Source organism: Meiothermus sp. QL-1, assembly GCF_003351145.1.
Lineage (GTDB): Bacteria > Deinococcota > Deinococci > Deinococcales > Thermaceae > Meiothermus.
Map to the genome: position 1 here is coordinate 82177 of NZ_QQSV01000002.1, position 25637 is coordinate 107813.

Consider the following 25637-nt stretch of genomic DNA (forward strand, 5'->3'; position numbering starts at 1 on the left):
TGTCATTTGTTGACAAACCTGGCAGAGGAGGCTAGGCTTGAACGGCGAACAGGCGAGGAGGATTCTATGAGACTACCCCGTGGTGTGGAGATCCGAGGCCCCGAGCTGCCCGCTTCTGAAGCGGTGCTCACGCCCGAGGCGCTGGCCTTTCTAGCCGGGTTGCAGCGCGAGTTTGGTGCGGTGCGCAAGGGTCTGCTGCAGCGGCGGGCCGAGGTGGCCAGGCGGATAGCCGCAGGCGAGAAACCGGGCTTCCTAGAGCATACCCGCTTCATCCGGGAGGGCGACTGGCAGGTGGCCCCGGCCCCCCCTGACCTCACCGACCGGCGGGTGGAGATTACCGGCCCTACCGATCGCAAGATGATGATCAACGCGCTCAACTCGGGGGCCAGGGTCTTTATGGCCGACTGCGAGGACGCCCTTTCGCCCACCTGGGAGAACGTGGTGCAAGGCCAGCAAAACCTGATGGACGCGGTGCGCCGTACCATCAACCTGGTGACCCCGGAGAAGGAGTACCGGCTAAACGAAAAGACGGCCACTTTGGTGGTGCGCCCTAGGGGCTGGCACCTCCTGGAGCGCCACCTTTGGGTGGACGGGGAGCCCATCTCGGCCAGCCTCTTCGATTTTGGACTCTACTTCTTCCACAACGCCCACGAGCTTTTGAAGCGGGGGAGCGGGCCCTACTTCTACCTGCCCAAGCTGGAGAACCACCTGGAGGCCCGGCTCTGGAACGAGGTCTTCAAGTTTGCCCAAAGCTACCTGGGCATTCCCCAGGGCACCATCCGGGCCACGGTGCTCATAGAGACCATTCTGGCCGCCTTTGAGATGGAGGAGATTCTCTACGAATTGCGCGAGCATGCGGCCGGTCTCAACGCTGGGCGCTGGGACTACATCTTTAGCTGTATCAAGAAGTTCGCCACCCACGAGGTTCTCTTCCCCGACCGGGCCCAGGTGACCATGACCGTGCCCTTCATGCGGGCCTACACCGAGCTCCTGGTGCGCACCTGCCACAAGCGGGGGGCCCACGCCATCGGGGGGATGTCGGCCTTCATACCGAGCCGCAAGGACCCCGAGGTCAACGCCCGGGCCATCGAGCAGGTGACCAAAGACAAGGAGCGGGAGGCGAACGACGGTTTCGATGGCACCTGGGTGGCCCATCCTGATCTGGTGCCGGTGGCCATGGCCGTCTTTGACCGGGTGTTGGGAGAGAAGCCCCACCAGAAAGACCGTCTGCGCGAGGATGTGGATGGCAAGGTGAGGGCAGAGGACCTGCTCAACTTTGAAGTGCCCGGAGGGCGGATTACCGAGGCCGGGGCGCGCAACAACATCAGCGTGAGCCTGCAGTACATCGCGGCCTGGCTCGGGGGGGTGGGGGCGGTGGCCATCTTCAACCTGATGGAGGACGCCGCTACGGCTGAGATTTCGCGCTCGCAGCTTTGGCAGTGGCTGCGCAAGGGGGCCCGGCTCGAGGACGGGCGTACCTTCACCCCTGAGCTTTACCAGGCCTTGAAGCAGGAGGAGATGGCCAAATTGGAAGGGCTCAAAAACCTGCACGAGGCCGCTGCCTTGCTGGACGAGCTGGTTTTGCAGCCCGAGTTCAAGGAGTTCCTCACCCTTCCAGCCTACGAGCGGCTGCAGCCCTAGGGCGCAACGTCTGCCGTTAAGGCCGGGTAACCGCATTTTAGGGCCGGGCGGGCCGTGGGGCTTAGGGCAGCCTCCAGGCGTAAAGCGGAATGTAATGGCAGTTTTTTCGATGGGAAAGGCCATTCGTCCGTAGTAAAATCCTCTTGCGCATGAGAGAGCTGCCCGGTCTTATTAAGGTAGACCTCGCCGAGTTTACCCACCGGCTCTGGCGCTATGCCTGGCTGCTGATCCTGCTTTCTTTGGGGGTGATGGGGGCGGTCTATCTGCTCTCCCGTTTGCAGACCCCGGTCTACCAGGCCACGGCCCGGCTTTTAGCCGCACAGCCCACCGCCTTTCCGGGCAGCGGTGCCAGCAGCGTGCCCACGGCCAGCCCCCTGGACAGCCAGGCCTACCGGGAGGCGGCTTTGAGCAGCCAGGTGCTCAAGGACACCCTGGGGGTGCAGAGCCAGCAGGCCCTCGAGGTCTTTCGACGCAAACTGCGGGTGCGCACGGTGGACGGGCGCCAGTCGAGCATTGTGATCCTGAGCGTGCGGGACAACGACCCGGCCCAAGCGGCCCGCCTGGCCAACGAGTGGGCCGACGCCCTGCGCCGCTGGGACGACCAGCGGGTGCGGGGCAGCTTCAGTCGCTACCGGGTCTCGCTCGAGGCCCAGCTTCGCACCGTTCAAGCCGACCTGGCCCGCAGCGCCAACTCCCCCGAACGCCTGGAGGGTTTGCGGAGCCTGCAGGGGAGCTTGCTGCGGGACCTGGATTTGGTGCGGGCCCTGGAGCAAGGGGCCACCGGCCAGCTCAGCCTTTTGGACCTGGCCGAGCCCCCCCTCCGGCCTGTGGCCCCCAGGCCCCTGCTCAACGCGCTGCTGGCCGGAATGCTGACCCTGGTTCTGGGGGCTTTGTTCATCCTCCTGCGCGAGGCCACCGTGCGCACCGTGCGGAGCAGCGAGGACGCGGCCGCGCTGGCCGGCTTGCAGGTGTTGGGGGAGTTCCCCCGGCTTCCTGCACCCAGCCGAGAGCTGCCCCGGGAGGCGGCCAGCTACCTGCGCACCTACGTGAACCGGGGCCTGATGGGGGAGGCCGATCCAAAGATTGTGGCGGTAACCAGCCCAGAGGCCAAGGAAGGGAAGAGCAGCGTGGCCATCGCCCTGGCCCGGGCCTATGCCCGCACCGGCAAGCGTGTCCTGCTCCTCGATCTGGACCTCCACCGTCCTGTTTTGCACACGGAGTTCAACATAAAAAGCGGCCCTGACATCATTTCGGTATTGCGGGACCCTCTTTTCGGCATCGCGGTTCACAAGGTTGAGCGCGGTCTGGCCCTGCTGCCCTGTTTGCAGACCGTAGACGACCCCTCGGGCCTGCTCTCCCAGCAGTTGCGCCCCTTTTTGAGCCGTCTTAGGGAGTCCAGGGAATGGGACGTGATTGTGGTGGACACCCCGCCGGTGCTGGCGGCCACCGATACTCTGGTGATAGCCCCACAGGTCTCGGGGGTGCTGGTGGTGGCGAGCGTGGGGCTTACCAGCCGGCGCGGTTTGGCGGTGGCGGTGGACAGCCTCAAGCGTATTGGGGCCCAGGTGCTGGGCTTGGTGGTCAACCAGCTCCGCCCGGGCGAGGGCATGTTGGTGACCTCCAGGGGCTACTTTGGCGCTTACGACCCTCCCCGGCTTCCCCAAACCCAGGAGGACCCGCTGCGCACCCAGGGGTAGCGCTGGCGGGGTCGCAGGGTTGTGGGTAAACTAGCTCCGATGCGGGCGCGGTCGTACCTGTTCACCCTATACATGGAGTATCTGTACCCGGAGAACCGGGCCTGGGTGGGGGACCTGATCCGCTGGATGGAAGTCTTGAAATTCAGCGAACCCGCGGTGCGGGCCGCGGTGTCGCGCAGCGTGAAGCGCGGCTGGATTATCCCCGAGAAGGTGGGTCGGCGGGCCTACTACCGCCTCTCGCCCCGGGTGGCCTGGCAGGTGGAGCGGGTGCGGGAGCGGCTTTATGGGTATGGGGCCCCCTGGGATGGTCGCTGGCGCGTGCTGGTTTACGCGGTACCCGAGGCCAAGCGCACGGTGCGCGACCGCTTTCGCAACGAGCTGATCCTCTTAGGCTTTGGTACCCCGGCCCCTGGGGTTTGGATAAGCCCCACCGCCTCGCTCGAGGCTGCCCGCGACCTGGTGGGCTTTTACGGGCTGCAGAGCTACGTGGAGCTCTTCGAGGCCGAGCGTTTTTCCAGCACCTCCTCGGCCGAGCTCATAGATAAGGCCTTCAACCTGAAGGAAGCCCAGGCCCGCTACCGGACCTTTCTGGGGCAGGCCTTCAAGCAGCCGCGCAGCCCTGAGGAGGCCTTCGCGTGGCTGACCCACCTGATTCACCAGGCCCGCAAGAACCTCTTTTTGGACCCCGGGCTGCCGCCCGAGCTTACCCCTGCGGGGTTTTTAGGCCAGGAGGCCAAGGAGCGCTTCCTGGAGCTGAGGGCCCGTTTGATGCAGCAGGCCCAGCCCCTTCTTCCACCCCGTTCAGCAGCAGCCGACTGAGGCGGGGTGTGCTCTGGCTTACCCCGCAGGGCATGGGCAGGATTTAGACTCTCCGGGGTGGAGACGGCAACGCTGGGGGGAGGCTGTTTTTGGTGTCTAGAGGCGGTTTTTGAGGAGGTGGCGGGGGTGACCCGGGTGGTACCGGGCTACGCCGGTGGCCACCTGCCCAACCCTACCTACGCCCAGGTCTGCACCCAGGAGACCGGCCACGCCGAGGTGGTGCAGCTCACCTTCGACCCCGGGGTGGTCTCGTACCGGGAGCTTTTGGAGATTTTCTTCGCCGTCCACGACCCCACCACCAAGGACCGTCAGGGCGCTGACGTGGGGCCGCAGTACCGCTCGATTATCCTTTATCATTCTCCAGCGCAGCGGACCGTGGCCGAGGCGGTCATACGGGAGCAGGAGAGGTTTTGGGGCCGGCCCATCGTGACCGAGCTGGTGCCCTTCGAGGTTTTTTATCCCGCCGAGGCTTACCATCAGGGGTATTTTCGCCGCAACCCCGAGCAGCCCTACTGCCGCTATGTGATTGCCCCCAAGCTGGCCAAGTTTCGCCGGCAGTTTGCCCAATATTTGTCCAATAAAGGAGGGAAGACTGCCTGAGGAGGCCCATGGACCTGAAGAGGGTGGAGATGTACGCCGACGGCGCTTGCCTGGGCAACCCCGGCCCTGGAGGCTGGGCGGCCTTGCTCCGCTATGGCGAGCGGGAAAAGCTGGTCTCCGGTGGGGAGGACCACACCACCAACAACCGCATGGAGTTGTTGGCGGTGATCAGCGGGCTGAAAGCCTTGAAGGAGCCCTGTCGTGTGGATGTGTTTACCGACAGCCGGTACCTGCAGGGGGCTTTTGCCAAGGGGTGGCTGGAGAACTGGCGGACCAACGGTTGGCGACGTGCTGACCGGCGCCCAGTGGAGAACCAGGACCTCTGGCAGGCCCTTTTGCAGGCCCTGGGGACCCATCAGGTGGAGTTCCACTGGGTGAAGGGGCATGCCGGCCATCCGGAAAACGAGCGGGTGGACCGGGAGGCGAGGAGGCAGGCGAGTCTGAGAAAGAGAGGCCTGGGCGAAAACAGAACCTAGCGCCGCCAGGTTTTGATGCGCTCTTCCAGCTCACGGGCATAGCGGGCGTTGCGGCCGCCCCCTAGCCCCGCCAGCCCACCTACCAGCAAAAAGCCCAGCCCCACCGGAAAGGGTTTTACCACAAAGGCCGCAAACAAGGCCGCGGCCAGCAGCCCCAGCGCTACCCGGGTGCGCCCCGCCAGGAAGCTGCGGACGCAAAGGAAGGCCAGCAGCCCGGGCAGCAGCCAGAGCAGGAGCCTCAGAACTAGCCAGGCACCTTCGGTCATCAGGTTCCAATTCCCCAAACCAGAAGGGCCCCCAGGTCCTCGGTGGGGACCGGCCAGCCCAGGATGTGGCCCTGGCCATAGTCGGCCCCCAGCTCTTTCATGCGGGTGAGCTGGGACTGCTCTTCCAGCCCCTTGGCCACCACCTTGGCCCCTACTGCGTGCACCATCTCGATGGTGGCCTTGGCCAGGGGAGCGTTTTCCGAGATGGAGAGGGCTGGGTTGAGTTTGATCCAGTCCAGAGGCAGCCGTTTGAGCTGGGTGAGGGGCAGAGGGTTGGTGCCGAAGTTGTCCAAAGCGATGGCCACCCCCAGGTGCTTGAGGATCTCCAGGCTTCGACCAGCGGCCTCCAGATCGCTCAGAAGAGCCTCCTCCCGCAGCTCGAGGATCAGAATGTCGGCGGGCAAATCCTTGGCCGAGAGCATCTCCTGGAGGAAGCTGGGAAAGTTGGGGTCTATGAGGGTCTCGGCGGAGATGTTCACGCTGAAGCGGGCGTTGACCCCGGAGGGTTTCCACAGAGCAGCCTGCTCCAGGACCTTTTCTAAGGCCCAGCGGTCCTGGGCGCTTAGAAGGCCTACCTGCTCGGCCAGGGGCAGGAACTCCCCTGCCTGGTGCAGGCCCCTGGGCTTGGGCCAGCGGGCTAGGGCCTCCACGGCCACCAGCTCGAGGTCAGTCAAGCTGAAGACCGGTTGGAAGTGCAGGGTCAGGCTTTTCCGGTCGAGCGCCTCCTGCAGCTCGCTAGCACCCGGGGTCAAAAGCCGGATTCCCCCGCCGGTTTCCAAAGCCTTGGCGCAGGCCTGCTCGGCCTGGGCCCAAAGCCCCTCGACGCTGGTGGCATCCTGGGGGTACATGGCGATGCCAATACCAATTTTGAGCCCGGCCAGCGCGGCCCGCAGCCGCCCCAGGAGCCGGTGCGCCACCCGGCTGGCCCCAGCGGTCCAGCGCACCTCGGAGAGAAGCAGGGCAAAGCCCTGCTCCCCCAGGTAGGCCAGGGAGTCGCTTTGCCGTAGGGTGTAGGCGATTTCGCGGGCGGCCTGTTCGGTCTGGGGTCGGGTCATGCCCTCTACCCGGATGCGCATCAGGGCCATGGAGCGCCCGTGCCGCTGGGCCAGCGAGAGGGCCTGGGCCAGGTTGATCTCGAACTCGCTGCGCCGCACTGCGAGGGAGCGGCGCTCGGGCGCCTGTATTTTGAGCTCGTCCTTGAGGGGGCGAAGGATACGCTCGATTACCTGGGTCACCGCCAAAGCCAGGGTCTCGTCGCTGGGGGCCCAGCGGCGGGGCTGGGCGCTCTCCAGCCAGAGCACCCCCCTCAGGCCGGCCTCGCTGTGGAGGACGGCCTGCAGCACCGCACCTGTCCCCCGGCCCAGCAGCAGCTCGCGCAGCTCGTTGAGCCGGGCATCCTGGCGGATGTCTTCAGCCGCGATGAGCAGGTTGCGCTCCAGCACCTGGAAGTAGACCGGGTGCCGCTCGGAGGAGAGTTCGCCCGGCAGGGCGGTTTCGGGGTACTGGCCGGCGGGCTTCAGGAGGGGTTCGTTGCTTTCCTTCAGCCAAAGACACAGGCCCTTGAAGCCCAGCCCGATGAGAATCTCCCCCAGCTTGGGGATGGCCTCCTCCAAACCGGTGAAGCGCTGGCGGCTTACCTCGAGCAAGGCCCTCTGCCAGGTCTCCCTGGGCATGGGGTTGATGGCCGTTCCCTGGGCCTCCACCAAAAGCGCCTGCAGGGCCTCGATCAGAGCAAGCTTAGCCCGCTCGTTGAGGTTATAGCCCCTGGGGCCGATGTGGAGCCGGGGTGCGGCCCAGACCAGGCGGCTGCTCACCCAGGACTCCCCGGTGAGCAGGTTGAGCAGAAGCTCCTGGGCTTCCTGGGGCTTGAGCACCACCCCAGCCGCCCCCCCCAGGCGTATGACCATGCCCGAGGGTAGGTCTTGGTGCTCGATCAGGAGGGTGGCCCCTTCAATCGAGAGCGGTGCGAATAGTTTCCAGCTAGCCTCGTTTACCAATGCCGTCCTCTCCCGAGGGCGCTGGCCCCTGTGTTCTTACTGTACCAAGTTACCCCATGGGGGGTAGGTCATGCATCACCGGGGCCGGACCACCCGCAGCCCCCCGGGCACCACCCGCACCCGGTACTCGGCCGCTGGGGTCACCAGCTCGCCGTCGGCGTGGGCGGGTACGGGCCGGTCGAAGCGGACCAGGAACTCGGTGCCCTGGAAGAAGCGCAGCCTGGGGTGGTGCACGTGCCGGCCGGTGAGCAGACGGGGCAGAATGCCCACCACCCCCAGCCGGCTGAACTCCCCTGCCACCGCCACCGAGAGCAGGCCGTCGTTGGGCCTGGCTGTGGGGACGATGGGGATGCCCCCCCCGTAGGTGGCGGCGTTCATCAGGGCCACCAGCAGGCTCGGGCCTTGGTAGAGCATCTGCTGGCCCTGGTAAAGCTCCAGCCGGGGCAGCTCGAGCTCCTTCAGCACCCCGAAGATGGAGTAGAGGTAGCGCGGCATCCCCCGCAGGAAGGTAGGGGCCTCCAGGGCCTTGCGGGCCACCGCGGCGTCGAAGCCGATGCCCAGGCTGGCCCCGTAGGGCTGGTCGTTGACCAGCCCCAGATCCACCGTGTCGGCCGGGCCCTCCAGGGCGGTTCTGAGGGCGGCCTCCAGCCCAAGCCGGTGCAGCCCCACCATGCGGGCGAAGTCGTTGCCGCTGCCGATGGGCACCACCCCTAGGGTCTTGGTCGACCCCGCCAGGCCCCGCAGCACCTCGTGCACGGTGCCGTCGCCGCCCACGGCTATGACCCGGCTTTCCGGGGGGGCCTGCTGGGCCAGCAGGGTGGCGTGGCCGGGCTTCTCGGTGATAACCAGCTCGGCCTTGGGGGCCCAGTACTGGATGGCGCTTTGCAGCCGGTCCAACATCCGACCAACCTTGCCCCGCCCGGCGGCGGGGTTGATGACAAAGAGAACGGGACGGCTCATTCTGTGTGGCCCGATTCTAGCACGTAGTACAATTACCCAAAGCCGTCCGCAGGGGGAGCCCATGCACCGGCCCGTGGCCCAGCACCACCTTTCCCAGCTCGCCGAGCTGCTGACCTGGATGGACCAGGCCCCCGAGCGGCGCGCGCTGGCTCCCGAGGCCCGCACCCCGGAGGGGCTTTGGTGGGAGCTTTTGGCTGGAGAGGGGGAGCAGGCCTGGGTCTGGTTGGAAGGAGGGCGGGTGCAGGGGTATGGGGCCCTGGTGCCCTTCTGGGGCGGGGCGGCCCTCGAGGGTCCCATCGTTCGCGAGGGGGACGGCCGGGCGCTGCTGCGCCACCTGCTTAGGAAGGCCAGGCAGCAGGGCTACACCACCCTCTACGCCTTCCCCGAGGCCTGCAACCGGCAGGCCCGCCGCCTCCTCGAGCAGGCGGGCTTTGCCGCCCAGCACACCACCTACTTCTACCGGATTGGCCGCGCCGACCTGGCCTACCCCCCTCCTTCGGGGTACCGGATTGAGCGGGAGGCGGCGTGCGACCCCTGGGTCTACCGCGAGCTATACAGCCGGGCCGAGGACGGCTGGAGCCTGCGGTTGGGTTGGACCGACGAGGAGCTTCGCCAGCACTTCTTGCAGGCCGGGGTGGAGCTTTTGGTGGCCCGCGACCCTGCCGGCCAGCCGGTGGGCATGGCCGAGCTCGAGCTGGGCGAGGCCGAGGCCGAGGTGGCCTACCTCGGGGTGGTGCCTGAGGCCCGGGGCCGGGGGCTGGGCCGGGCCTTGCTGGGGGCCGCGGCCGAAGCGGCTTTTGGTCATCCAGCTATCCGCAGCCTTCGGGTGCGGGCCCACGACCACGAGAAGGCTGCGCAGGCCCTGTACCAGCGGCTCGGCTTCCAGCAGGAAAGCGCGGTGGTGACCTACGCCCTGGAACTCTAGCCAGCGTAGGCTTGAAAGGCCTCCGGATCGAAGCGGCAGGCCTTCAGGTCCTCCCAGTAAAGCCAGCCCTCGCGAAAAGGCGGGAAGGGGCAGAAGCCCCCCTGGGCCTTGAGGTGGAAGGCCAGCTCGCAGGGTTCGCTCACTCCGGCCTGGAAGGCCAGCAGGGCGGTCTGGTAGGCCCCGAAGCTGGACAGGGCCTGCGAGCCCACCATGACCCGCTTGCCCTCGCTGCGGGCCAGGGCCAGCATCTTCAGGCTTTGGGTGTAGCCGCTGCGGGCCGGCTTGATGTTCAGCACATCGAAGGTGTTGAGCTGAATTTCGCGCCACAGGTCGGCCAGGGTGAAGGCCGAATCATCGGCGATGATGGGCAGCAGCCCCAGGCTGCGCAGCCGCTTGCGGGCCAGCACCTCGGCCACCGGTAGGGGCTCCTCCACGTACAGAAGCCCAGCTTGGGCCAGGGCTTCCAGGTACGGCTCGGCGTTTTCGGGCGAGAGGGTCTCGTTGGCATCGGCATAGAGCCTTGCCCCGGGCAGGCGCTCTTGCAGGAGGGCGATGCGCCGCAGGTCGCCCTCCAGGTCGCGCCCTACCTTGACCTTGAGCACCCGCACCCCGGCTGCGTAGGCCGCCTCGGCATCCGCAAGCATCTCGGCTTCGTCGGCAATACCCAGGATGTAGCTGACCTGGACGCGGGGCTGGGCCGGCTCCAGCACCTCCCAAAGCTCCTGCCCCTCGCTTCTGGCCCAGGCCTCCCACAGCGCGATGTCCAGCGCGCCCTTGGTGGTAAGGTGGCAGGGGAAACCGCTCAGCACCTGCTGGATGGCCTCGGTGTCCTCGACCTCGAGGCCCAGCAGCTGCGGGGTCAGGTACTCCAGGGCTGCTCGGACGGTGGCGGGGGTCTCGCCGTAGATGGTGGGCCGGGGGGGAATCTCGGCGCGGCCTATGGCCCCGTCGGAAAGCTCCACCTCCAGCAGCAGGTGCTCCAGGGCCGAAAGCTCGGAGGCCCTGCCCCAGCGCAGGCTGCTGCGCAGGGGCAGGCGGAAAGGGTGGAGGGCGATGCGCTTGATGGTGGGCACCCTAGGCCTCCGCTGCCTGCCTCACGAAGGCCTGTACCGCCTGGACCTCCTCCTCGAGGGAGAGCCGTTCGGTGTCGAGGAACAAAGCCCTGGGAGAGCCCTCCAGCACGGCCTTGGCCCCTTGCGGGTCGTAGTTCTTGCGCTCCTCGGCCACAATCCTGAGCTTGCTCAGAAGCTCGGCCGGGGGCACATTCCAGGAGAGGGCCTCCTCCAGTTCGGCCTCGCTCAGCACCCCCCGGGCCAGGTTTTGGAGCTGGACCCAATCGGCCTCGTCCAGCGCTACCCGGTCGAAGGCGTCGCCCCGCTGCAGAAGGCGGGCCAGCCGGGTCAGGTCACGCGCCTCCAGCACCACAAAGTAGCTCCTGGGCAGGTGCTGCAGGGCGAACCTCACCTCCTCCGCACCGCGCAGCCCGTCCATCACCAGCGGCCAGATGGGGTGGGCCCGGCTTTGGGCCAGAATCTCCGCCACCCCTCCCGGGTATTCCTGGCGAAAGCGCCGGGTGAGGGCGAAGCGCTCGGCCCGGTCGAGCTGGCTCGCGGGGCTGTGCCCATAGCGAGGCAGCACGAAGCGGTCCACCACCTCGCGCCGGTCGGGCAGGGTGGGGTAGCCCAGGCGCTCTATGAGGCTGCTCTTGCCCACCCCGGTCAGCCCGACCAGGATCAGCAGGGGCAGTTCGGCTAGGGGGCGGGCCTCAGGGGGGGCCTTCTCGGTGGGCAGAAAAAGGGGGGCTTTGGGGATGCTCGCCTTCATCCTGCCCCCAACATTACAACAATTCGGGCCAGGCGGTTGACAGCATCGGTATACCACGCTTACACTTGGCCCTGATGGTCTGCTGGCTGAAAAAACCTCGTGCCGGGGGGCTGGCCGCTCGCTAGTCTGCGCCGCCATGTAGCCCGGCCCGCCGAAAAGCGGGCGGTTTTTTTTGGGTTCCCTATGCAAAGGCGTATCGAGATCATAGACACCACCTTTCGCGACGGACAGCAGTCGCCGCTTCTTTTCGACACCGAGAAGTACCGCTTCACCCTGGAAGAAAAGAAGCTCCTCCTAGCGGGTCTCCTCGAGCTCGGGGTAACCCACTTCGAGTTCTTCTCGCCGGTGGTGGGGGAGGCCGAGGCCGAGGACGTGCGGGCGCTCATCGCGTACGCCAGGAGCCTGACTGATAAGCCCCTTTACTTTCTGGGCCACTGCCGCGCCAACCCCTTGGACATCGAGAAGGCCCTCGAGGCGGGCTGCAACGGGCTCAACCTCTACCTGGGGGTTTCCCCCCTGGCCCAGCGGCACAACGCCCAAAAACCCCTGGAGGAGGCGGTGGCCCTGGTGGAGGGGGTGGTGCGGGAGACCCGAAGGGCCCACCCCGACCTCTACCTCCGTTTTAGCGCCGAAGACGCCTTCCGCACCCCCCTGGAGGACATCTTCCGCCTGTACGATGCGGTCTACCCCTACGTGAACACCCTGGGCCTCCCCGATACAGTAGGGGTGGCCGAGCCGGAGGACGTGACCGAGGTGGTCACCCAGCTTCGCCAGCGCTACCCCCGGGTGGCGCTGGAGTGCCATTTCCACAACGACCGGGGCCTGGCCCTGGCCAACGTGCTGGCCGCGGTGCGGGCCGGGGTGCGCTATGTGGATGCCTCCATCTGGGGCCTGGCCGAACGCTCGGGGATTCCCTCGGTCACCGGGGCGCTCTTCAACCTCTCCAAGCGCTATCCCGAGCTGAAAACCCAGTACAACCTGAGCCAGTGCTACCCGCTGAACGTGCTGATGGCCTCGATTCTCGGCACGCTCGTTCCCTATACCGAGCCGGTCTCGCTTACCAACCGCACCCACACCGCTGGCGTGCACCAGAAGGCCGTCCTCAACGAAAAAAAGGTGTACGAGGCCCACAACCTGCACGAGTTTGGGGTGGAGAAGAACCAGCTTCTGCTGGGCCCTCTTTCGGGCTGGAACCTGATCTACTACTATCTGAAGGAGGTCGAGGCGTTGGAGATCACCAAGGAGCAGGCCAAGAGCATCGCCCAGGAGTTCAAGAGCCGAACTGGCGAGATTGGCCGCAGGAAAAAGCCCGAGGAGCTTCTGCTGGAGATAGCCATGGCCCACGGCTTGCGCCGCCACCCCATACCAGAGGAGGTGCCCACGGCGCGCCTGGAGAACCTGGACTGAGCTGCAGCGGTTGTAGGGGGTCGGGATGGGGCTGACGTTAGCGGAAAAGATTCTTTCTAGACGGGCGGGCCGTGAGGTGCGGGCAGGCGAGCTGGTGGTGGTGGAGGTGGACCAGGTGATGGTGGTGGACTCCATCGCTGGGAGTTTCTTCAGGCGCCTGGAGCAGCTCGGGGCTGCTCCGCGCTATCCCGAGAAGGTGACCATCGTCATCGACCATGTGGCCCCGGCGGCCAACGTGGAGGTGGCCAAGGCGCAGAAGGAGATTCGCGAGTGGGGCAGGCGCCATGGCTGCCGGGTCTTCGACGTGGGGCGGGGTGTTTGCCACCAGGTCCTTATCGAGGAACGGCTGGCCCTGCCGGGGGGGATTGTGCTGGGCTCGGACTCGCACTCCACCACCTATGGGGGCATCGGCTGCTTTGGTACCGGGATGGGGGCCACCGATATTGCGCTGGCCGCGGCCTCGGGGCGTACCTGGCTTAGGGTGCCCGAGACGGTCAAGGTAACCTTCCGGGGCAGGCTGGCCCCCGGCGCCACGGCCAAGGACGCGGCTTTGGAGATGGTGCGGGTCCTCACCGCCGACGGGGCTACCTACATGAGCGTGGAGATTCACCTGGCGGATGGGGCCGAATCCCTTACCCGCAGCCAGCGCCTCACCCTGGCCAACCTCACGGTGGAGGCCGGGGCCAAGTGCGGCCTGGTGGTGCCGAGCGGGGAGGTTCTGGAGCTTTACCAGGTGCCCGGGTGGCTCTACCCCGACCCGGACGCGGTCTACGCCAGGGAGGTCGAAATTGACCTCAGCACCCTTACCCCTCGAGTCTCGGTGCCCTTCTACGTAGACAACGTGGAGGAGGTCGCGCGGGTGAAGGGCAAGCGGGTGGACCAGGTCTTCGTGGGGACCTGCACCAACGGGCGGCTCGATGACCTGCACCAGGTGGCCGAGGTCCTCAAAGGGCGCAGGGTGGCCCCTGGGGTGCGGATGCTCATCATCCCGGCTTCCTCGGAGGTGCTCGAGGCCGCTGCCGCCGACGGCACCCTGCTCACTTTGTTGCAGGCCGGGGCCACCATTGGCACCCCGGGCTGCGGGCCCTGCATGGGGCGGCACCAGGGGGTGCTGGCGCCGGGGGAGGTCTGCGTCAGCACCTCCAACCGCAACTTCCGGGGCCGCATGGGAGCGCCGGATGCCGAAATCTACCTAGCCAGCCCGCGGGTGGCGGCGGCCACGGCGGTGGCGGGGTACATCACCACCCCGGAGGAGCTGGAGGGGGTACATGCCTAGGGTCTGGAAGTTTGGCGATTCCATCAACACCGACGATATCTTGCCCGGTAAGTACGCGCCTTTTATGGTGGGGGAGGACCGCTTCCACACCTATGCCTTTGCCCACCTGAGGCCGGAGTTCGCCGCGGGCTTCAGGCCTGGCGACCTTCTGGTGCTGGGCCGCAACGCGGGCCTGGGCTCCTCCCGCGAGTACGCCCCAGAGGCTCTGCGCAGGCTGGGGCTGGAGGCCATCGTGGCCAAGAGCTACGCCCGCATCTTCTACCGCAACCTGGTCAACTTAGGCATCGTGCCCTTCGAGGCCCCTGAGGTGGTGGACGTTTTGCAGGATGGCGACCAGGTGGAGCTGGACATAGCCCAGGGCATTCTGCGGCGGGGGGCGGAAACGTACCGGCTCAGGCCGCCGCCCGCTTTCTTGCTCGAGGCCTTGAGGGAGGGGAGTATTCTGGCCTATTACCGCAAGCACGGCCGCTTTCCGGGGGAGTAAACTGGGGGGGTTGAGGTTGGTATGGACGAGCTAGAGGTGGTCTGCCCTGTATGCCGCGAGCCCAACTTTATCCCGCCAGAAGACCTGGAGGAGCTTACCCCTGAGGACTATTTTGAGTGCGAGTTCTGCGGGGCTTACCTGCAGATCCTTTCCACAGACCCCTTGGAAGTGGCGGTCATAGAGGACGGCGAGGAGGGGCTTTTTGTGGACTGCCCGGCCTGCGGCCTCACTTTTGAGCTGGAGGGCGACGAGGAGGAGGCCCTTTGCCCGGAGTGCGGCCACCGCTTTGTGCCCGACTGGTCCGAGATTGAATCCGAGGAAGAAGAGGAGTGAAGGAGGAAAACCATGACGGCTGAGTGTGTGGAGTGCGGCAGCGAGCTGGAGCTGGCAAACCCTGAGCTGGGCGAGCTGGTGGTCTGCGAGACCTGTGGGGCAGAGCTGGAGGTGGTGGGGCTGGAGCCCTTGCGGCTCGAGGCCGCCCCGGAAGAGGCGGAGGATTGGGGCGAGTAGGTCCCCTGAAGGATGCTGGCCATTCTCTACGACCGCATCCGCCCCGACGAAGAGATGCTCTTCAAGGCGGCGGAGGCCATGGGGATTCCCTTCCGCAAGGTCTACGCCCGGCAGCTTCCCATGCCCCTAGGGGAGCGCCCTTCGGAGCTCGAGGGGGTTACCTGTGCGGTAGAGCGCCTGGTCTCGCAAAGCAAGGGCCTGGCCGTTGCGCGCTACCTTACGAGCCTGGGGATTCCGGTGGTGAACCGGCCCGAGGTAATCGAGGTCTGCGGCGACAAGTGGGCCACGAGCTGCGCCCTGGCCGCCCACGGGGTGCCCCAGCCCAGAACCGCCCTGGCCACCGAGGCCGAGGAGGCCCTGGAGCTGATCGAGGCGATGGGCTATCCGGTGGTCATGAAGCCGGTGGTGGGGAGCTGGGGTCGGCTTTTGGCCAAGGTCAACGACCGCGACGCGGCCGAGGCCCTTTTGGAGCACAAGGAGGTGCTGGGCGGCTACCAGCACCAGCTTTACTACCTGCAGGAGCTGGTGCCGAAGCCGGGGCGTGACATACGGGCCTTTGTGGTGGGGGATACCTGCATCGCGGCCATCTACCGCAGCTCCGAGCACTGGATTACCAACACCGCCCGTGGGGGCAGGGCTTCCAACTGCCCGGTGACCCCTGAGCTGGCCGACATAGCGGTGAGGGCCGCCCGGGCGGTGGGCGGTGGGGTGGTGGCCATCGACCTGTTCGAGAGCGAGCGGGGGCTTTTGGTGAACGAGGTCAACCACACCATGGAGTTCAAGAACTCAGTGCACACCACCGGGGTGGACATCCCCGGCAAGATTCTGGAATACGCCTGGGGGATGCGCCTAGGGGCGGGCCCGGCTCTCTCCACGGCCAATGCCCCCGGCGATTAGGTGGGCGGTGCGCAGGGGCTCGGGGATGCGGGAGTGCACCGCAAAGCGCCGCAGGGTCTGCTCGGCCTGCTGCAAGCTCAGCCCGACCCGCTGGATGTAGACCCCGGCCACCGCTTCTAAGGTGCCTGCCCTTTGGATCAGGCCCCACTTGCGCGCTCCGCCCCGCACCCTTTGCAGCGCAGCCTCAACGGCGGCCAGGTTGGGCCTGCGCCGGGCCACCACCAGCACCGGCAGCCCCAGGCTCCTGGAGAGTCCTTGGACATCCACCACGTTGAAGCCGGCCAGGGCAATTCCCTGCAGCATCACCAGCTCGAGGCCCGGGTAGAACTTGGAACCCTGGATGAGCTGGACCAGCACCCGGGTGCTGTTTTGGCCGTCGCGCCGCACCTGCCCGGAGAGCACCCCTTCCAGCCGCAGGCCGTTGTACACCACCCCTACGACCCGCACGTTGCCGCGGTGGCTGCGCTCGAAGGGGAAATCGTCGAAGCCGATGACACGGGAAAAACCGCCGGTTCTCATACCCAGTCTTATCGGGTATTCTAGGGCGCTGGGGGTATGGAGAAGAAAACCGTTTCCATCGTGGGGGCTTCAGGCTACGCGGGAGGGGAGTTCCTGCGGTTGGCGCTGCAGCACCCCTACCTCGAGGTCAAGCAGGCCACCAGCCGGCGCTACCTGGGCGATCCGGTGGGCCTGGTGCACCCCAACCTGCGGGGGCGCACCCACCTGAAGTTCACAGACCCTGCGAACCTCGAGCCCTGCGATGTCCTGGTGCTGGCTATGCCCCACGGGGTGGCCGCTCGGGAGTTCGAGAAGTACCAGGCGCTGGCCCCCGTCATCCTAGACCTTTCGGCGGATTTTCGCCTGAAGAACCTGGAGCTCTACAAAAAGTACTACGGCGAGGACCATCCCCGCCCCGATCTTCTGGACGCATGGGTCTACGGCAACCCCGAGCTCTACCGCGAAGCCCTAAAGACGGCCGACCGCATCGCCTGCTGTGGCTGCAACGCCACGGCGGTCATCCTGGGGCTTTATCCCCTTCTGAAGGAGGGCCTTTTGGCCCCGGGGCCCCTTTTCTCCACCGTCTTGATCTCCACCAGCGCGGCCGGGGCCGAGCCCAGCCTGGCCTCGCACCACCCCGAGCGGGCCGGGAGCCTCAGGGCCTACAAGCCCACCGGCCACCGCCACACCGCCGAGGTGCGCGAGCACCTGCCGGGGCACCCCGAGGTGCACCTTACCGCCATCGCCACCGACCGGGTGCGGGGCATACTGGCCACCACCCAGACCTTTTTGCGCCCCGGGCTGGGCGAGAAGGAGGTGTGGGCGGCCTACCGCAAGGTCTACGGCGCAGAGCCTTTCATCCGGCTGGTCAAGCTGAAAAAGGGCATTCACCGCTACCCCGACCCCAACGTGGTGGAGGGCACCAACTACTGCGACGTGGGCTTTGAGCTGGAGGAGGACACCGGGCGGCTGGTGGTAATCTCGGCCCTCGACAACCTGGTCAAGGGCACGGCCGGCCATGCCGTCCAAAGCCTCAACATCCGCATGGGCTGGCCCGAGACAGCGGGGCTGGAGTTTAGCGGGCTTCACCCTTGAAAGAGCGCTGCTCCTGGGGCAAGGCCGGTTGAGGGGCCATCCAGATGGTCAGGGTTACCGATTTCGCAGAGGCCAAGCGGCGCGGGCGCAAGCTGAAGATGCTCACCGCCTACGACTACCCCACGGCGCGCATCCTCGATGCTGCGGGGATAGACGCCATCCTGGTAGGGGACTCGCTGGGGATGGTGGTGCTGGGCTATGAGGACACCACCCGGGTTACCCTCGAGGACATGCTGCACCACACCAGGGCGGTGGTCCGGGGGGCTCGGCGGGCCATGGTGATTGCCGACATGCCCTTTTTGAGTTACCACCTGGGGGTGTACGAAAGCGTGCGGGCCGCGGGCCGGCTGGTGCAGGAAGGGGGCTGCAAGGCGGTGAAGCTGGAGGGAGGGATGGAGGTGCTGAGGAGTGTGCGGGCTATTCGGGCGGCCGGGATTCCGGTGATGGGGCACCTGGGCTACACCCCTCAGTCGGTCCATCTTTTTGGAGGGCACCGGGCCCAGGGCCGCACCCTGGAAAGCGCCCGCCAGATTGTGCGAAGCGCGCTGGCGCTGCAGGAGGCCGGCGTGTTCGCGCTGGTGCTGGAGCTGGTGCCCCACCGGCTTGCCACCTGGCTCAGCCAGCGGCTCGATATACCCACCATCGGGATTGGCTCAGGGCCGGGGTGCGACGGCCAGGTGCTGGTGACCCAGGACATGCTGGGGCTTTTCCCTGACTTCAACCCCCGCCACGTGCGCAAGTACCAGGACCTGCACGGGCTTTGCCTGGAAGCGGTACGCAACTATGCCCGCGATGTGGAGAGTGGGGCTTTCCCCACAGCAGAGCACTCCTTCAGCCTGGATGAAGGGGTGCTCGAGGCCCTGGAGAAGGAGTTCTGAATGCGCCTGGTTCGAACCATCGCCGAGCTGCGGGAGGTGCTGGCCAAGGAGCGCCAGGCTGGGAGCATAGGCCTGGTGCCCACCATGGGCTATTTGCACCAGGGCCACCTCTCGCTGGTGGAAGCCTCGCGCGCTCGTGACCGCTATACGGTCATGAGCATCTTCGTCAACCCCATTCAGTTCGGCCCCAACGAGGATTTTGCCCGTTATCCCCGCGACCTGGAGCGCGATTGCGCCATGGCCGAGGCGGCAGGGGTAGACCTTTTGTTTTATCCCGGGGCCGACGAGATGTACCCCACGGGCTATTGCACCTACGTGACGGTGGAGGGGCTTTCCGAACGCCTGTGTGGCCGTTTCCGCCCCGGCCACTTTCGGGGCGTGACCACCGTGGTCAGCAAGCTTTTCCACCTGGTGCAGCCCCAGCGGGCCTATTTTGGCCAGAAGGACGCCCAGCAGGTTGCAGTGCTGCGCAAGATGGTGCGCGACCTCAACTTCGACCTTGAAATTGTCGTCTGCCCGACGGTGCGCGAGCCCGACGGCCTGGCTCTGAGCTCGCGCAACGTTTACCTAAGCCCCGCTGAGCGGCAGGCAGCCACGGTGCTCTCGCGGGCCTTGTTCTGGGCCAGGGACCAGGTGCAAGCAGGGGAGCGCCGGGCTGCGGTGTTGCTGGAGGGGATGCGGCGGATGATTGAGGCCGAGCCTCTGTGCCGGATTGAGTACCTTGAAATCGTGGACGCCGAGAGCCTCGAGCCCCTCGACCGCCTAAGCGGCAGCGTGCTCATAGCCCTGGCGGCCTACTTCGGCAAGACCCGGCTGATCGACAACGTCCTGCTGGAAGGGGTGTGAGATGATCCTCGTGGGCAGCACCAACCCGGCCAAGCTCGAGCCGGCCCGGCAGGTTTTCGCCGAGGTCTTTCCGGGGCTGGGGGTGCAGGGGGTGGAGGTGGCGAGCGGGGTGCGTGACCAGCCCATCGGCTACGAGGAGACCCTTCTGGGGGCGCTAAACCGGGCGCGGGCTGCCTTGGCCTGGCCGGGGGCGGTCTTTGGGGTGGGGCTCGAGGCGGGGGTGGAGTTTGACGCGGAAGGGGCCTGGCTTTTCAATGTGGCGGTAATCCTGCGGGTTGATGGAAGGAAGGGCCTGGCGCGGGGGGGCTCGGTTCTGCTGCCCCCCAGGGTGGCAGAGCGGGTGCGGGGAGGGGAGGAGCTGGGCCGGGTGATGGACGAGCTGGTGGGACAGAAGGACACCAAAAAGGGCCTCGGGGCGGTGGGCGTCCTTACCCTGGCCCGCCTCGAGCGCATGGAGTTCTGGCGGCATACCCTGGAGCTGGCCCTGCCGCCTTTTCTGCGCCCCGAGCTGTACCCCTAGCAACGGGTTTGCGAGGTTTGGACCATGATTGTGGTGAAGGTAGGCGGTGCTGAGGGCATCAACTACGAGGCAGTGGCCAAGGACGCTGCGACGCTGTGGAATGAGGGCCAGCGGCTCATCCTGGTGCACGGGGGCAGCAGCGAGACCAACCGGATTGCGGAGGCCCTGGGCCATCCCCCGCAGTTCCTTACCCATCCCGGCGGCCTCACCAGCCGCCTCACCGACCGCAAGACCTTGGAGATATTCGAGATGGTCTACTGCGGTCTGGTCAACAAGCGCATAGTGGAGCTGTTGCAGCGCGAGGGGGTGAACGCCGTAGGCCTTTCAGGGCTGGACGGGCGAATCTTCGAGGGCAGGCGCAAGGATGCGGTCAAGTACATCGAAAACGGGAAGATCAAGATTCACCGGGGCGACTACACGGGTACGGTGGAGAGGGTGAACACCGCCCTGCTGGGCCTGCTTCTGGACGCGGGCTACCTGCCGGTGCTCACCCCACCGGCCATCTCCTACCAGGGCGAGGCCATCAACACCGATGGCGATACGGCTGCGGCCATGCTGGCCAGGGCTCTTGGCGCCGAGGCGCTGCTGCTTCTTTCCAACGTGCCGGGCCTGCTGGCCAACTTCCCCGATGAGTCGAGCCTAATCCGGGAGATTCCCGCCGAGCGGGCCGGCGACCCGCAGTACCTGGCCGTGGCCCAGGGCCGGATGAAGAAAAAGGTGCTGGGCGCGGTGGAGGCGGTTCGGGGCGGGGTGGGCCGGGTGGTCTTTGGCGATGCCCGCATCGAACGCCCCATCCGGGCGGCCCTGGAGGGCCAGGGCACGGTGGTGCGCTAAAGGGCGCGCTGCAGCGCCTCGATTCGGTCGGTTCGTTCCCAGGGGAAGCCTTCGCGGCCAAAGTGCCCGTAGGCCGAGGTGGGGGTGTAGATGGGGCGCCGCAGCTCGAGCTGCTCGATAATGGCCCGCGGGCGGGCGTCGAAGACCTTCTGGGCCGCTTCGGTTAGCTTCTCATCCGAGACTGTGCCTGTGCCGAAGGTCTCCACCCGCATGCCCACCGGGCGGGCCTTGCCGATGGCGTAGGCCAGCTCCACCAGGGCTCGCTTGGCCAGCCCGGCGGCCACGATGTTCTTGGCCATATAGCGCGCGTAGTAGGCCGCCGAGCGGTCCACCTTGGTGGGGTCCTTGCCGCTGAAGGCCCCCCCGCCGTGGGGCACCGCCCCGCCATAAGTGTCCACGATGATCTTGCGCCCGGTGAGGCCGGTGTCGCCGTGAGGGCCGCCGATTACAAACTTGCCCGAAGGGTTGACCAGGTAGAGGGTCTCCTTGCTCAGGTACTGCTCGGGAATGGCCCGCTCGATCACCTTGGTGCGGATGTCGTGGGCGATCTGGTCGGCCTCCACCTCCTCGGAGTGCTGCGCCGAAACCAGGGCGGTGCCCACGTACAGGGGCTTCTGGCCTTCGTAGACCACCGTTACCTGGGCCTTGCCGTCGGGGCGCAGATAGGGAATCTCGCCGGTCTTGCGGGCCTCGGCCAGGCGCCGGGTCAGGCGGTGGGCCAGCGAGATGGGCAGGGGCATCAGCTCAGGGGTTTCGTCGGTGGCGTAGCCGAACATCAGCCCCTGGTCGCCAGCCCCAATGCGGTCGAGCTCGTCCCGGGAGCCCAGCACCCGCCACTCCCAAGACTCGTTGACCCCTCCGGCGATATCGGGCGACTGCTCGTCAATGGCGGTGAGCACCGCGCAGGTATCCCCGTCAAAACCGTACTTGGCCCGGGTATAGCCCACCTCGAGCACGGTCTGGCGTACCAACCGGGGGATGTCCACGTAGGCCTGGGTGGTGATCTCCCCGGCCACCATCACCAGCCCGGTGGTCACCAGGGTTTCGCAGGCCACCCGGGCCTCCGGGTCTTTGGCTAGGATTGCGTCCAGAATCGCATCGGAGATGCGGTCGGCCAGCTTGTCGGGGTGCCCCTCCGTCACCGATTCCGAAGTCACCAGTCGTCGCAACTTTCTCCTCCTCTCGCGGGGTAGCCGCGTCAACCGCAAAAGTATAGCACCCCCCGGGCCGCATGTTGAGGGGCGGGCTTTCAGGGATGCTTGCGGATGCGGGTGGGCGCGGTAACCAGCCGGATGAAGGTCCGCACCACCCCAGCGTCCAGCGTGCGCCCAGCCTGGCGCTCCAGCTCCTCCAGGGCCTCGGCCTGGCTCCAGGCCGGCTTGTAGGGGCGCTCGTGCATCAGGGCGTCGTAGACGTCCACCACCGCGAATAGACGGGCCTCTAAGGGGATTTCCTCCCCTTTGAGGCCAAAAGGATAGCCCGAGCCATCCATCCGCTCGTGATGGTAGCGCACGATGTTGCGCGCGGTCTGGGAGAGAAATCCCAGGCTTTCCAGCATGCCAAAGCCTATGTCGCAATGGCTTTGCATGGTGCGCCACTCGGCCTCGGTGAGGGGGCCTGGTTTGAGCAGGATGGCGTCAGGGATGGCCAGCTTGCCCAGGTCGTGTAGGTAGGCCCCCAGGCGCAGCCCTTCCAGGTCGGGAAAACCCAGGGCTCTTCCCAAGGCCTCGCTCAGGGCCACCACCCGCTCGGTGTGCCCCCTGGTCTCCAGGTCGCGCAGCTCCAGCCCAAGCCCCAAGGCCCTCAGGGCGTCCTCGCGGGTACGGTGGATCTCCTCCAGGTGAGCAGCCCGCTCCAGGGCCCGCTCGAGCCGCCGGGCCACCGCTTCTAATAGGGCTTTATCTTCTTCCGAAACCTCGGTCCTGCGGTCGAAGCTGGCCAAGGTCAGGGCCCCGTAGGGTGCCCCGCGCAGAAACAGCGGCGCGGTAAGCAGGGTGCGCAGGTTGTGGGGTTTGAGCGCAGGCCAGGCTCCCTCCCAGGTTTGGTAGTCCTCGATGTGCTGCACCCGGCCGGTGGCCAGGGCCAGGCCCATGAAGCCCTGCCCCAGCACCACCGGCAGCTTGGCGAAGTGACCGAGGCGCTTTTGGCCCGTCTCTTCATGCCCCACGATGAGCTGCACCAGCCCTTGTTCCTGCTTTAGCTGGTAGAACCCCCCCGCCGAAAACCCGGTCAGCTCGATCAGGGTCTCCAGGGCCCGCCGGGCCATGGAGGCCGGCTCCTCCAGGCTCTCCAGCTCGGCCGACATCTGCACCAGCCGGCGGTAGCGCGTGGTCTCCTGCCAGGCCTTTTCCAGCGCCCTCAGCCGGGAGTAGACCACCCCGGTGACCTCGGCCAGGGCCTCCATCACGTACCGGTCGTGGGGCTGGAGGTCGCCCCCTACCCCTGCGGTGTCCACCGAGAGTACCCCCATCAGCCGGCCCTCAGGGTCGCTCAGGGGTACCCCCAGGTAGCTCCCCCGCGTTCGCCGTCCGGAGAGGTAGACGGCCTCGGGATGGGAGGAGGCATCGGGCAGGTAGAGGGGTTGGCGCGACTCCAGCACCCGCCAGGCCAATCCCTGGCCCCGCCCAAAGCGGGCCCCTGGGGCGTTTTCCGCAGCGTAGCCTGCTGCAGCGGCTATTTCGAGCAGGTCCTCGTCCGGCCGGTAGAGGCAGAGCAGGCTGGTGGAGGCTCGGGTTTGCTCGAGGGCCACCGTCACCACCCGCCGCAAGAGCTCTTCGGTGGAGCACAGGCTGCTTAGCTGGGAGCTGATCTGGGCTAGGGTCTTGAGCCGGGTAAGCTCGCGGGCCTGGGCAGCCTGGGCCAAAAGCCGGGCCAGGGCCTGCCCCACGCCCTGGCCGAAGGCTTCCAGCACCGCTATGTCCTCCGCCCCGAAGGGCCCCTGGGCGTAAGCGGCCACCACCCCGAAGTCCTGTTGGCCTCCGTCGTGTAGGGGTACGTACACGGCGTAGTGGTCGCGCAGCGCTTCCGGCCTCAGGTAGACCCGGGGGTCGTCCCAGGCGATCATCTCCACCCTACGCCTCTCCAAAGCGCCCCAGGCGATGCCTTTCCCCCGGGGAATGCGGTGGCCAAGGGGAGCCTCCCAGTTGGCTGCGAAGGCCACCACGAGTTCGTCCCCCTCTCGCTGTAGCACCACCGCGCTTTCCGCGCCCAGGACCTCCAGCATAAGCTGGGGCAGGGCCTGCCACAGCTCCTTGGCTTCCTGGAAAGCCCCCAGGGCGGCCAGTGCCCGCGCCAGGCGTTCTTCCCGCTCGAGCCGGGCCTGGGTGTTTTGCCGCTCCTTGAGGGCTAGCAGCGCGACCACCAGGCTCTGGCCCAGCTCCTTTGCGTAGGCGAGGGTTTCTTGGGGAAAGGGTGCGGCCTCAAAGCGGTCCAGGCAAAGCCAGGCCTCCACCCGGTTGAGAATGGGCAGGGGGATGTTGAGGGACCAGTTAATGGGTTGCAGGCTTCGTCGGTCCTGGGGGGCAAGGCCGCTCAGGTCGGGGCTGGCCCGCGTGATTCGGGGCCTGGCCTCGAGGGCTTCCTCCAGGCTGCCGCCGTACCAGCGGAGCTGGGCCTCCAGGCTGATGGGGTAGTCGGGCAGGGGTATGGCATGGCCCTGCAGGGCCGCAAAACGATAGCGGGGGCCTTCCCTCAGCAGGGCCGAGCCGGCTTGGGCGCCCGGGATAAGCCGCAGAGCCCGCTCCAGCGCCACCCGCAGCAGCGCCTCGGGGCTGGGGCTGTCCACCAGCTCCCGTAATAGCGCCAGCATTCCCTGGTAAAACGCGCTCATTCCCGGCTAAGCCTAGCCCCCCTTGCCCCTTGCCGCGGTTTATGCGTCACAAGTTGCAGAGCATAATACGCAAGGTAGCACGGGTTTTTCCGGGCTATGGTAAGCAGCCTGTCCTTCAGGTCTTAATCTTCACCTGAAAAACGGTAGGCCCACTCCGCCTCAAAGCTGCGCTGCCAGGGGAAGCGCAGGTGGGTGGGCACGAGCGCCCCCCTGGGGAAGCGGGGCATGGGCTCGGCCTGGAGCCGCTTTAGGGTATGGTGGGCAGCCTCTTCCCCCAAGGGCTCGGTGAAGTGGGCCCGCACCCAGGGCCGGCCCACCTCCCCCCACAGGTACTCCAGGTAGGCCTGGGCCAGGGCCCGGGTGCGCCTCTGCTCACAGAAGCCGCTGGGGTTGCCGGCCCGCTGGCAGGGAAGAGGGGCAAACAGGCCGCCTTGGGCCAGGGCCGCGCCCAGGTTGTTGCTGGGGGTGCCCCAGGCCGCATAGGCGGCCAGGGCAGGGTAGAGGTCCAGGGCCAGCAGGTAGCGCATCAGGGCGGGGTCGCCTCGGTTGACCCGGGCGATATCGGCGATTGCCACAGGGGCCTGGCGAAGACCCTGGAGCACACCTAGGAGGCCCTGGCGGGGGTCGCGGCCGGTGTAGACCAGAAGCACCAGGTCGGGCCGCTCGGAGACCTCGATGGCCTTTGCCGAGGCCAAAAGCCGCCGCACCGACTCCCCCAGCGCAATCCCGTCGTAGCGGGCGATTTGCTCGGGGGCCTGGGGGTGGTCGTAGAGGACCCGCACGCGCAGCCCGGGGTTTAGGGCTCTGAGCAGCATTACCTGCCCGGCTTCGTCGGCCCCGGGGCGGGTGGGCAGGTCCAGGGTGGCGGCCTCGGCCACAGCCGGGGAACCGGGCAGGGCGTCGTCCCAGGGGGCCTCCACGTAGCTGAACCCCTCCAGGCCCCGCAGCAGGGCCAGGTTGCGCCCTCGGTCCACCGCGTCGGGGTGGCGGGGTATGACCCCGAAGGCCAACACCGGGCCCCAGGTGGCCTGCCAGTAGCGGAGCACCCCCAGGCGTCGTCGGGCCTCCTCTACGGAAACCCGGGCGCTGCGGCTTTGCACCAGGCCACCGTAGACCAAAGCGTCCAGGCTGGCCACCAGCATCTGCCCCGGCTGGCCCACCAGCCAGCCCCACAGCAGGGCCAGATCGGCCCCTTTGCGGCCCCGGTAGACTTCCCGCGGTGGGCAGCGCACCAGTTCCCAGCGGCAGGGCGACCAGTTGGGGGGTCGGTCGTCGAGGGGTATGTACACCACCCCGCTGGGGTAGGCCCAGGCCAGCGATGAGAGCAGCCCCAGGGTAAGCCAAAGACTCCGCATAAT

The 25637-nt window shown here is 66.9% G+C and carries 26 protein-coding genes; 17 read left to right on the forward strand and 9 right to left on the reverse strand.

Annotated elements, in window-relative coordinates; all coding sequences use genetic code 11:
• Nucleotides 1-66: 66 nt before the first annotated feature.
• From aceB to rnhA, 5 genes are all read left to right on the forward strand, one after another.
• The gene (gene aceB, locus DV704_RS03140; protein WP_114798116.1) at nt 67-1641 is read left to right on the forward strand and encodes a malate synthase A; all 1575 of its coding nucleotides are present in this window, start codon (nt 67-69) and stop codon (nt 1639-1641) included.
• A 149-nt stretch (nt 1642-1790) separates the two neighbouring features.
• Nucleotides 1791-3338: a polysaccharide biosynthesis tyrosine autokinase gene (locus DV704_RS03145; RefSeq protein WP_114798117.1), complete on the forward strand. Its 1548-nt coding sequence runs from the start codon at nt 1791-1793 to the stop codon at nt 3336-3338.
• A 39-nt stretch (nt 3339-3377) separates the two neighbouring features.
• Nucleotides 3378-4157 carry a PaaX family transcriptional regulator C-terminal domain-containing protein gene (locus DV704_RS03150; RefSeq protein WP_114798118.1) on the forward strand — a complete coding sequence of 260 codons (780 nt, stop codon included), beginning with the start codon at nt 3378-3380 and terminating at the stop codon, nt 4155-4157.
• 57 nt (nt 4158-4214) lie between these two features.
• A complete protein-coding gene (gene msrA / locus DV704_RS03155; protein ID WP_199489925.1) occupies nt 4215-4757 on the forward strand; it encodes a peptide-methionine (S)-S-oxide reductase MsrA in 543 nt (180 codons plus the stop codon).
• Between the two features lie 8 nt (nt 4758-4765).
• Nucleotides 4766-5233, forward strand: a complete 468-nt coding sequence (gene rnhA, locus DV704_RS03160) for a ribonuclease HI (RefSeq protein WP_114798120.1) — start codon at nt 4766-4768, stop codon at nt 5231-5233.
• Here rnhA and DV704_RS03165 read toward each other — a convergent pair.
• The 3 genes from DV704_RS03165 to DV704_RS03175 form a co-directional block, all read right to left on the reverse strand.
• Nucleotides 5230-5499, reverse strand: a complete 270-nt coding sequence (locus DV704_RS03165; protein WP_114798121.1) for a hypothetical protein — start codon at nt 5497-5499, stop codon at nt 5230-5232. The two genes, rnhA and DV704_RS03165, sit on opposite strands and share 4 nt — an antisense overlap.
• A complete protein-coding gene (locus DV704_RS03170; RefSeq protein ID WP_114798122.1) occupies nt 5499-7496 on the reverse strand; it encodes a GGDEF domain-containing phosphodiesterase in 1998 nt (665 codons plus the stop codon). Before DV704_RS03170 ends, DV704_RS03165 begins: the two co-directional genes overlap by 1 nt.
• A 75-nt stretch (nt 7497-7571) precedes the next feature.
• The gene (locus DV704_RS03175) at nt 7572-8456 is read right to left on the reverse strand and encodes a diacylglycerol kinase family protein (RefSeq protein WP_114798123.1); all 885 of its coding nucleotides are present in this window, start codon (nt 8454-8456) and stop codon (nt 7572-7574) included.
• A gap of 61 nt (nt 8457-8517) precedes the next feature.
• Between DV704_RS03175 and DV704_RS03180 the strand changes: the two genes are divergently transcribed.
• Entirely contained in the window at nt 8518-9381 is an 864-nt protein-coding gene (locus tag DV704_RS03180) for a GNAT family N-acetyltransferase (protein WP_114798124.1), read from the forward strand.
• Here DV704_RS03180 and DV704_RS03185 read toward each other — a convergent pair.
• Both DV704_RS03185 and DV704_RS03190 read right to left on the reverse strand, forming a co-directional pair.
• A complete protein-coding gene (locus DV704_RS03185; protein ID WP_114798125.1) occupies nt 9378-10454 on the reverse strand; it encodes an enolase C-terminal domain-like protein in 1077 nt (358 codons plus the stop codon). The genes DV704_RS03180 and DV704_RS03185 overlap by 4 nt on opposite strands.
• 1 nt (nt 10455) lies before the next feature.
• Nucleotides 10456-11205 carry a hypothetical protein gene (locus DV704_RS03190; RefSeq protein WP_114798126.1) on the reverse strand — a complete coding sequence of 250 codons (750 nt, stop codon included), beginning with the start codon at nt 11203-11205 and terminating at the stop codon, nt 10456-10458.
• 183 nt (nt 11206-11388) lie between these two features.
• On the opposite strand from DV704_RS03190, the gene DV704_RS03195 reads away from it, so the two are divergent.
• From DV704_RS03195 to lysX, 6 genes are read left to right on the forward strand one after another with little or no spacing between them, the layout of a single operon-like run.
• Entirely contained in the window at nt 11389-12612 is a 1224-nt protein-coding gene (locus tag DV704_RS03195) for a LeuA family protein (RefSeq protein WP_114798414.1), read from the forward strand.
• A 25-nt stretch (nt 12613-12637) separates the two neighbouring features.
• Nucleotides 12638-13888: a 3-isopropylmalate dehydratase large subunit gene (locus tag DV704_RS03200; protein ID WP_114798127.1), complete on the forward strand. Its 1251-nt coding sequence runs from the start codon at nt 12638-12640 to the stop codon at nt 13886-13888.
• Nucleotides 13881-14372: a homoaconitate hydratase gene (locus tag DV704_RS03205; protein WP_114798128.1), complete on the forward strand. Its 492-nt coding sequence runs from the start codon at nt 13881-13883 to the stop codon at nt 14370-14372. The genes DV704_RS03200 and DV704_RS03205 overlap by 8 nt, the downstream gene beginning before the upstream one ends.
• A 21-nt stretch (nt 14373-14393) precedes the next feature.
• On the forward strand, nt 14394-14705 hold the full coding sequence (locus DV704_RS03210) for a paraquat-inducible protein A (protein WP_114798129.1): 312 nt from the start codon (nt 14394-14396) through the stop codon (nt 14703-14705).
• Between the two features lie 12 nt (nt 14706-14717).
• Nucleotides 14718-14882 carry a lysine biosynthesis protein LysW gene (gene lysW, locus DV704_RS03215; RefSeq protein ID WP_114798130.1) on the forward strand — a complete coding sequence of 55 codons (165 nt, stop codon included), beginning with the start codon at nt 14718-14720 and terminating at the stop codon, nt 14880-14882.
• Nucleotides 14883-14894: 12 nt separating this feature from the next.
• Nucleotides 14895-15779 (forward strand): lysine biosynthesis protein LysX, encoded by an 885-nt coding sequence (lysX, locus tag DV704_RS03220; protein WP_114798131.1) that lies wholly within the window; start codon nt 14895-14897, stop codon nt 15777-15779.
• Here lysX and DV704_RS03225 read toward each other — a convergent pair.
• Nucleotides 15732-16298: a DUF99 family protein gene (locus DV704_RS03225; RefSeq protein WP_114798132.1), complete on the reverse strand. Its 567-nt coding sequence runs from the start codon at nt 16296-16298 to the stop codon at nt 15732-15734. The genes lysX and DV704_RS03225 overlap by 48 nt on opposite strands.
• A gap of 36 nt (nt 16299-16334) precedes the next feature.
• Here DV704_RS03225 and argC point away from each other — a divergent pair, with 36 nt between their 5' ends.
• From argC to DV704_RS03250, 5 genes are read left to right on the forward strand one after another with little or no spacing between them, the layout of a single operon-like run.
• Nucleotides 16335-17372 (forward strand): N-acetyl-gamma-glutamyl-phosphate reductase, encoded by a 1038-nt coding sequence (gene argC, locus DV704_RS03230; RefSeq protein WP_114798133.1) that lies wholly within the window; start codon nt 16335-16337, stop codon nt 17370-17372.
• 44 nt (nt 17373-17416) lie between these two features.
• A complete protein-coding gene (panB, locus tag DV704_RS03235) occupies nt 17417-18250 on the forward strand; it encodes a 3-methyl-2-oxobutanoate hydroxymethyltransferase (RefSeq protein WP_114798134.1) in 834 nt (277 codons plus the stop codon).
• Nucleotides 18251-19096 carry a pantoate--beta-alanine ligase gene (panC, locus tag DV704_RS03240; RefSeq protein ID WP_114798135.1) on the forward strand — a complete coding sequence of 282 codons (846 nt, stop codon included), beginning with the start codon at nt 18251-18253 and terminating at the stop codon, nt 19094-19096.
• A gap of 1 nt (nt 19097) precedes the next feature.
• Nucleotides 19098-19616: an inosine/xanthosine triphosphatase gene (gene yjjX, locus DV704_RS03245; RefSeq protein ID WP_114798136.1), complete on the forward strand. Its 519-nt coding sequence runs from the start codon at nt 19098-19100 to the stop codon at nt 19614-19616.
• A gap of 24 nt (nt 19617-19640) precedes the next feature.
• Complete coding sequence (locus DV704_RS03250) at nt 19641-20450, forward strand: [LysW]-aminoadipate kinase (protein WP_114798137.1); 810 nt, start codon at nt 19641-19643, stop codon at nt 20448-20450.
• On the opposite strand, the gene metK is transcribed toward DV704_RS03250, so the two are convergent.
• The 3 genes from metK to DV704_RS03265 all read right to left on the reverse strand — a co-directional run bounded on the left by metK (nt 20447) and on the right by DV704_RS03265 (nt 25634).
• Nucleotides 20447-21619, reverse strand: a complete 1173-nt coding sequence (metK, locus tag DV704_RS03255) for a methionine adenosyltransferase (protein ID WP_114798415.1) — start codon at nt 21617-21619, stop codon at nt 20447-20449. The two genes, DV704_RS03250 and metK, sit on opposite strands and share 4 nt — an antisense overlap.
• An 80-nt stretch (nt 21620-21699) precedes the next feature.
• A complete protein-coding gene (locus tag DV704_RS03260; protein ID WP_114798138.1) occupies nt 21700-24279 on the reverse strand; it encodes a GAF domain-containing protein in 2580 nt (859 codons plus the stop codon).
• A 122-nt stretch (nt 24280-24401) separates the two neighbouring features.
• The gene (locus tag DV704_RS03265; protein WP_114798139.1) at nt 24402-25634 is read right to left on the reverse strand and encodes a DUF4127 family protein; all 1233 of its coding nucleotides are present in this window, start codon (nt 25632-25634) and stop codon (nt 24402-24404) included.
• Nucleotides 25635-25637 lie beyond the last annotated feature (3 nt).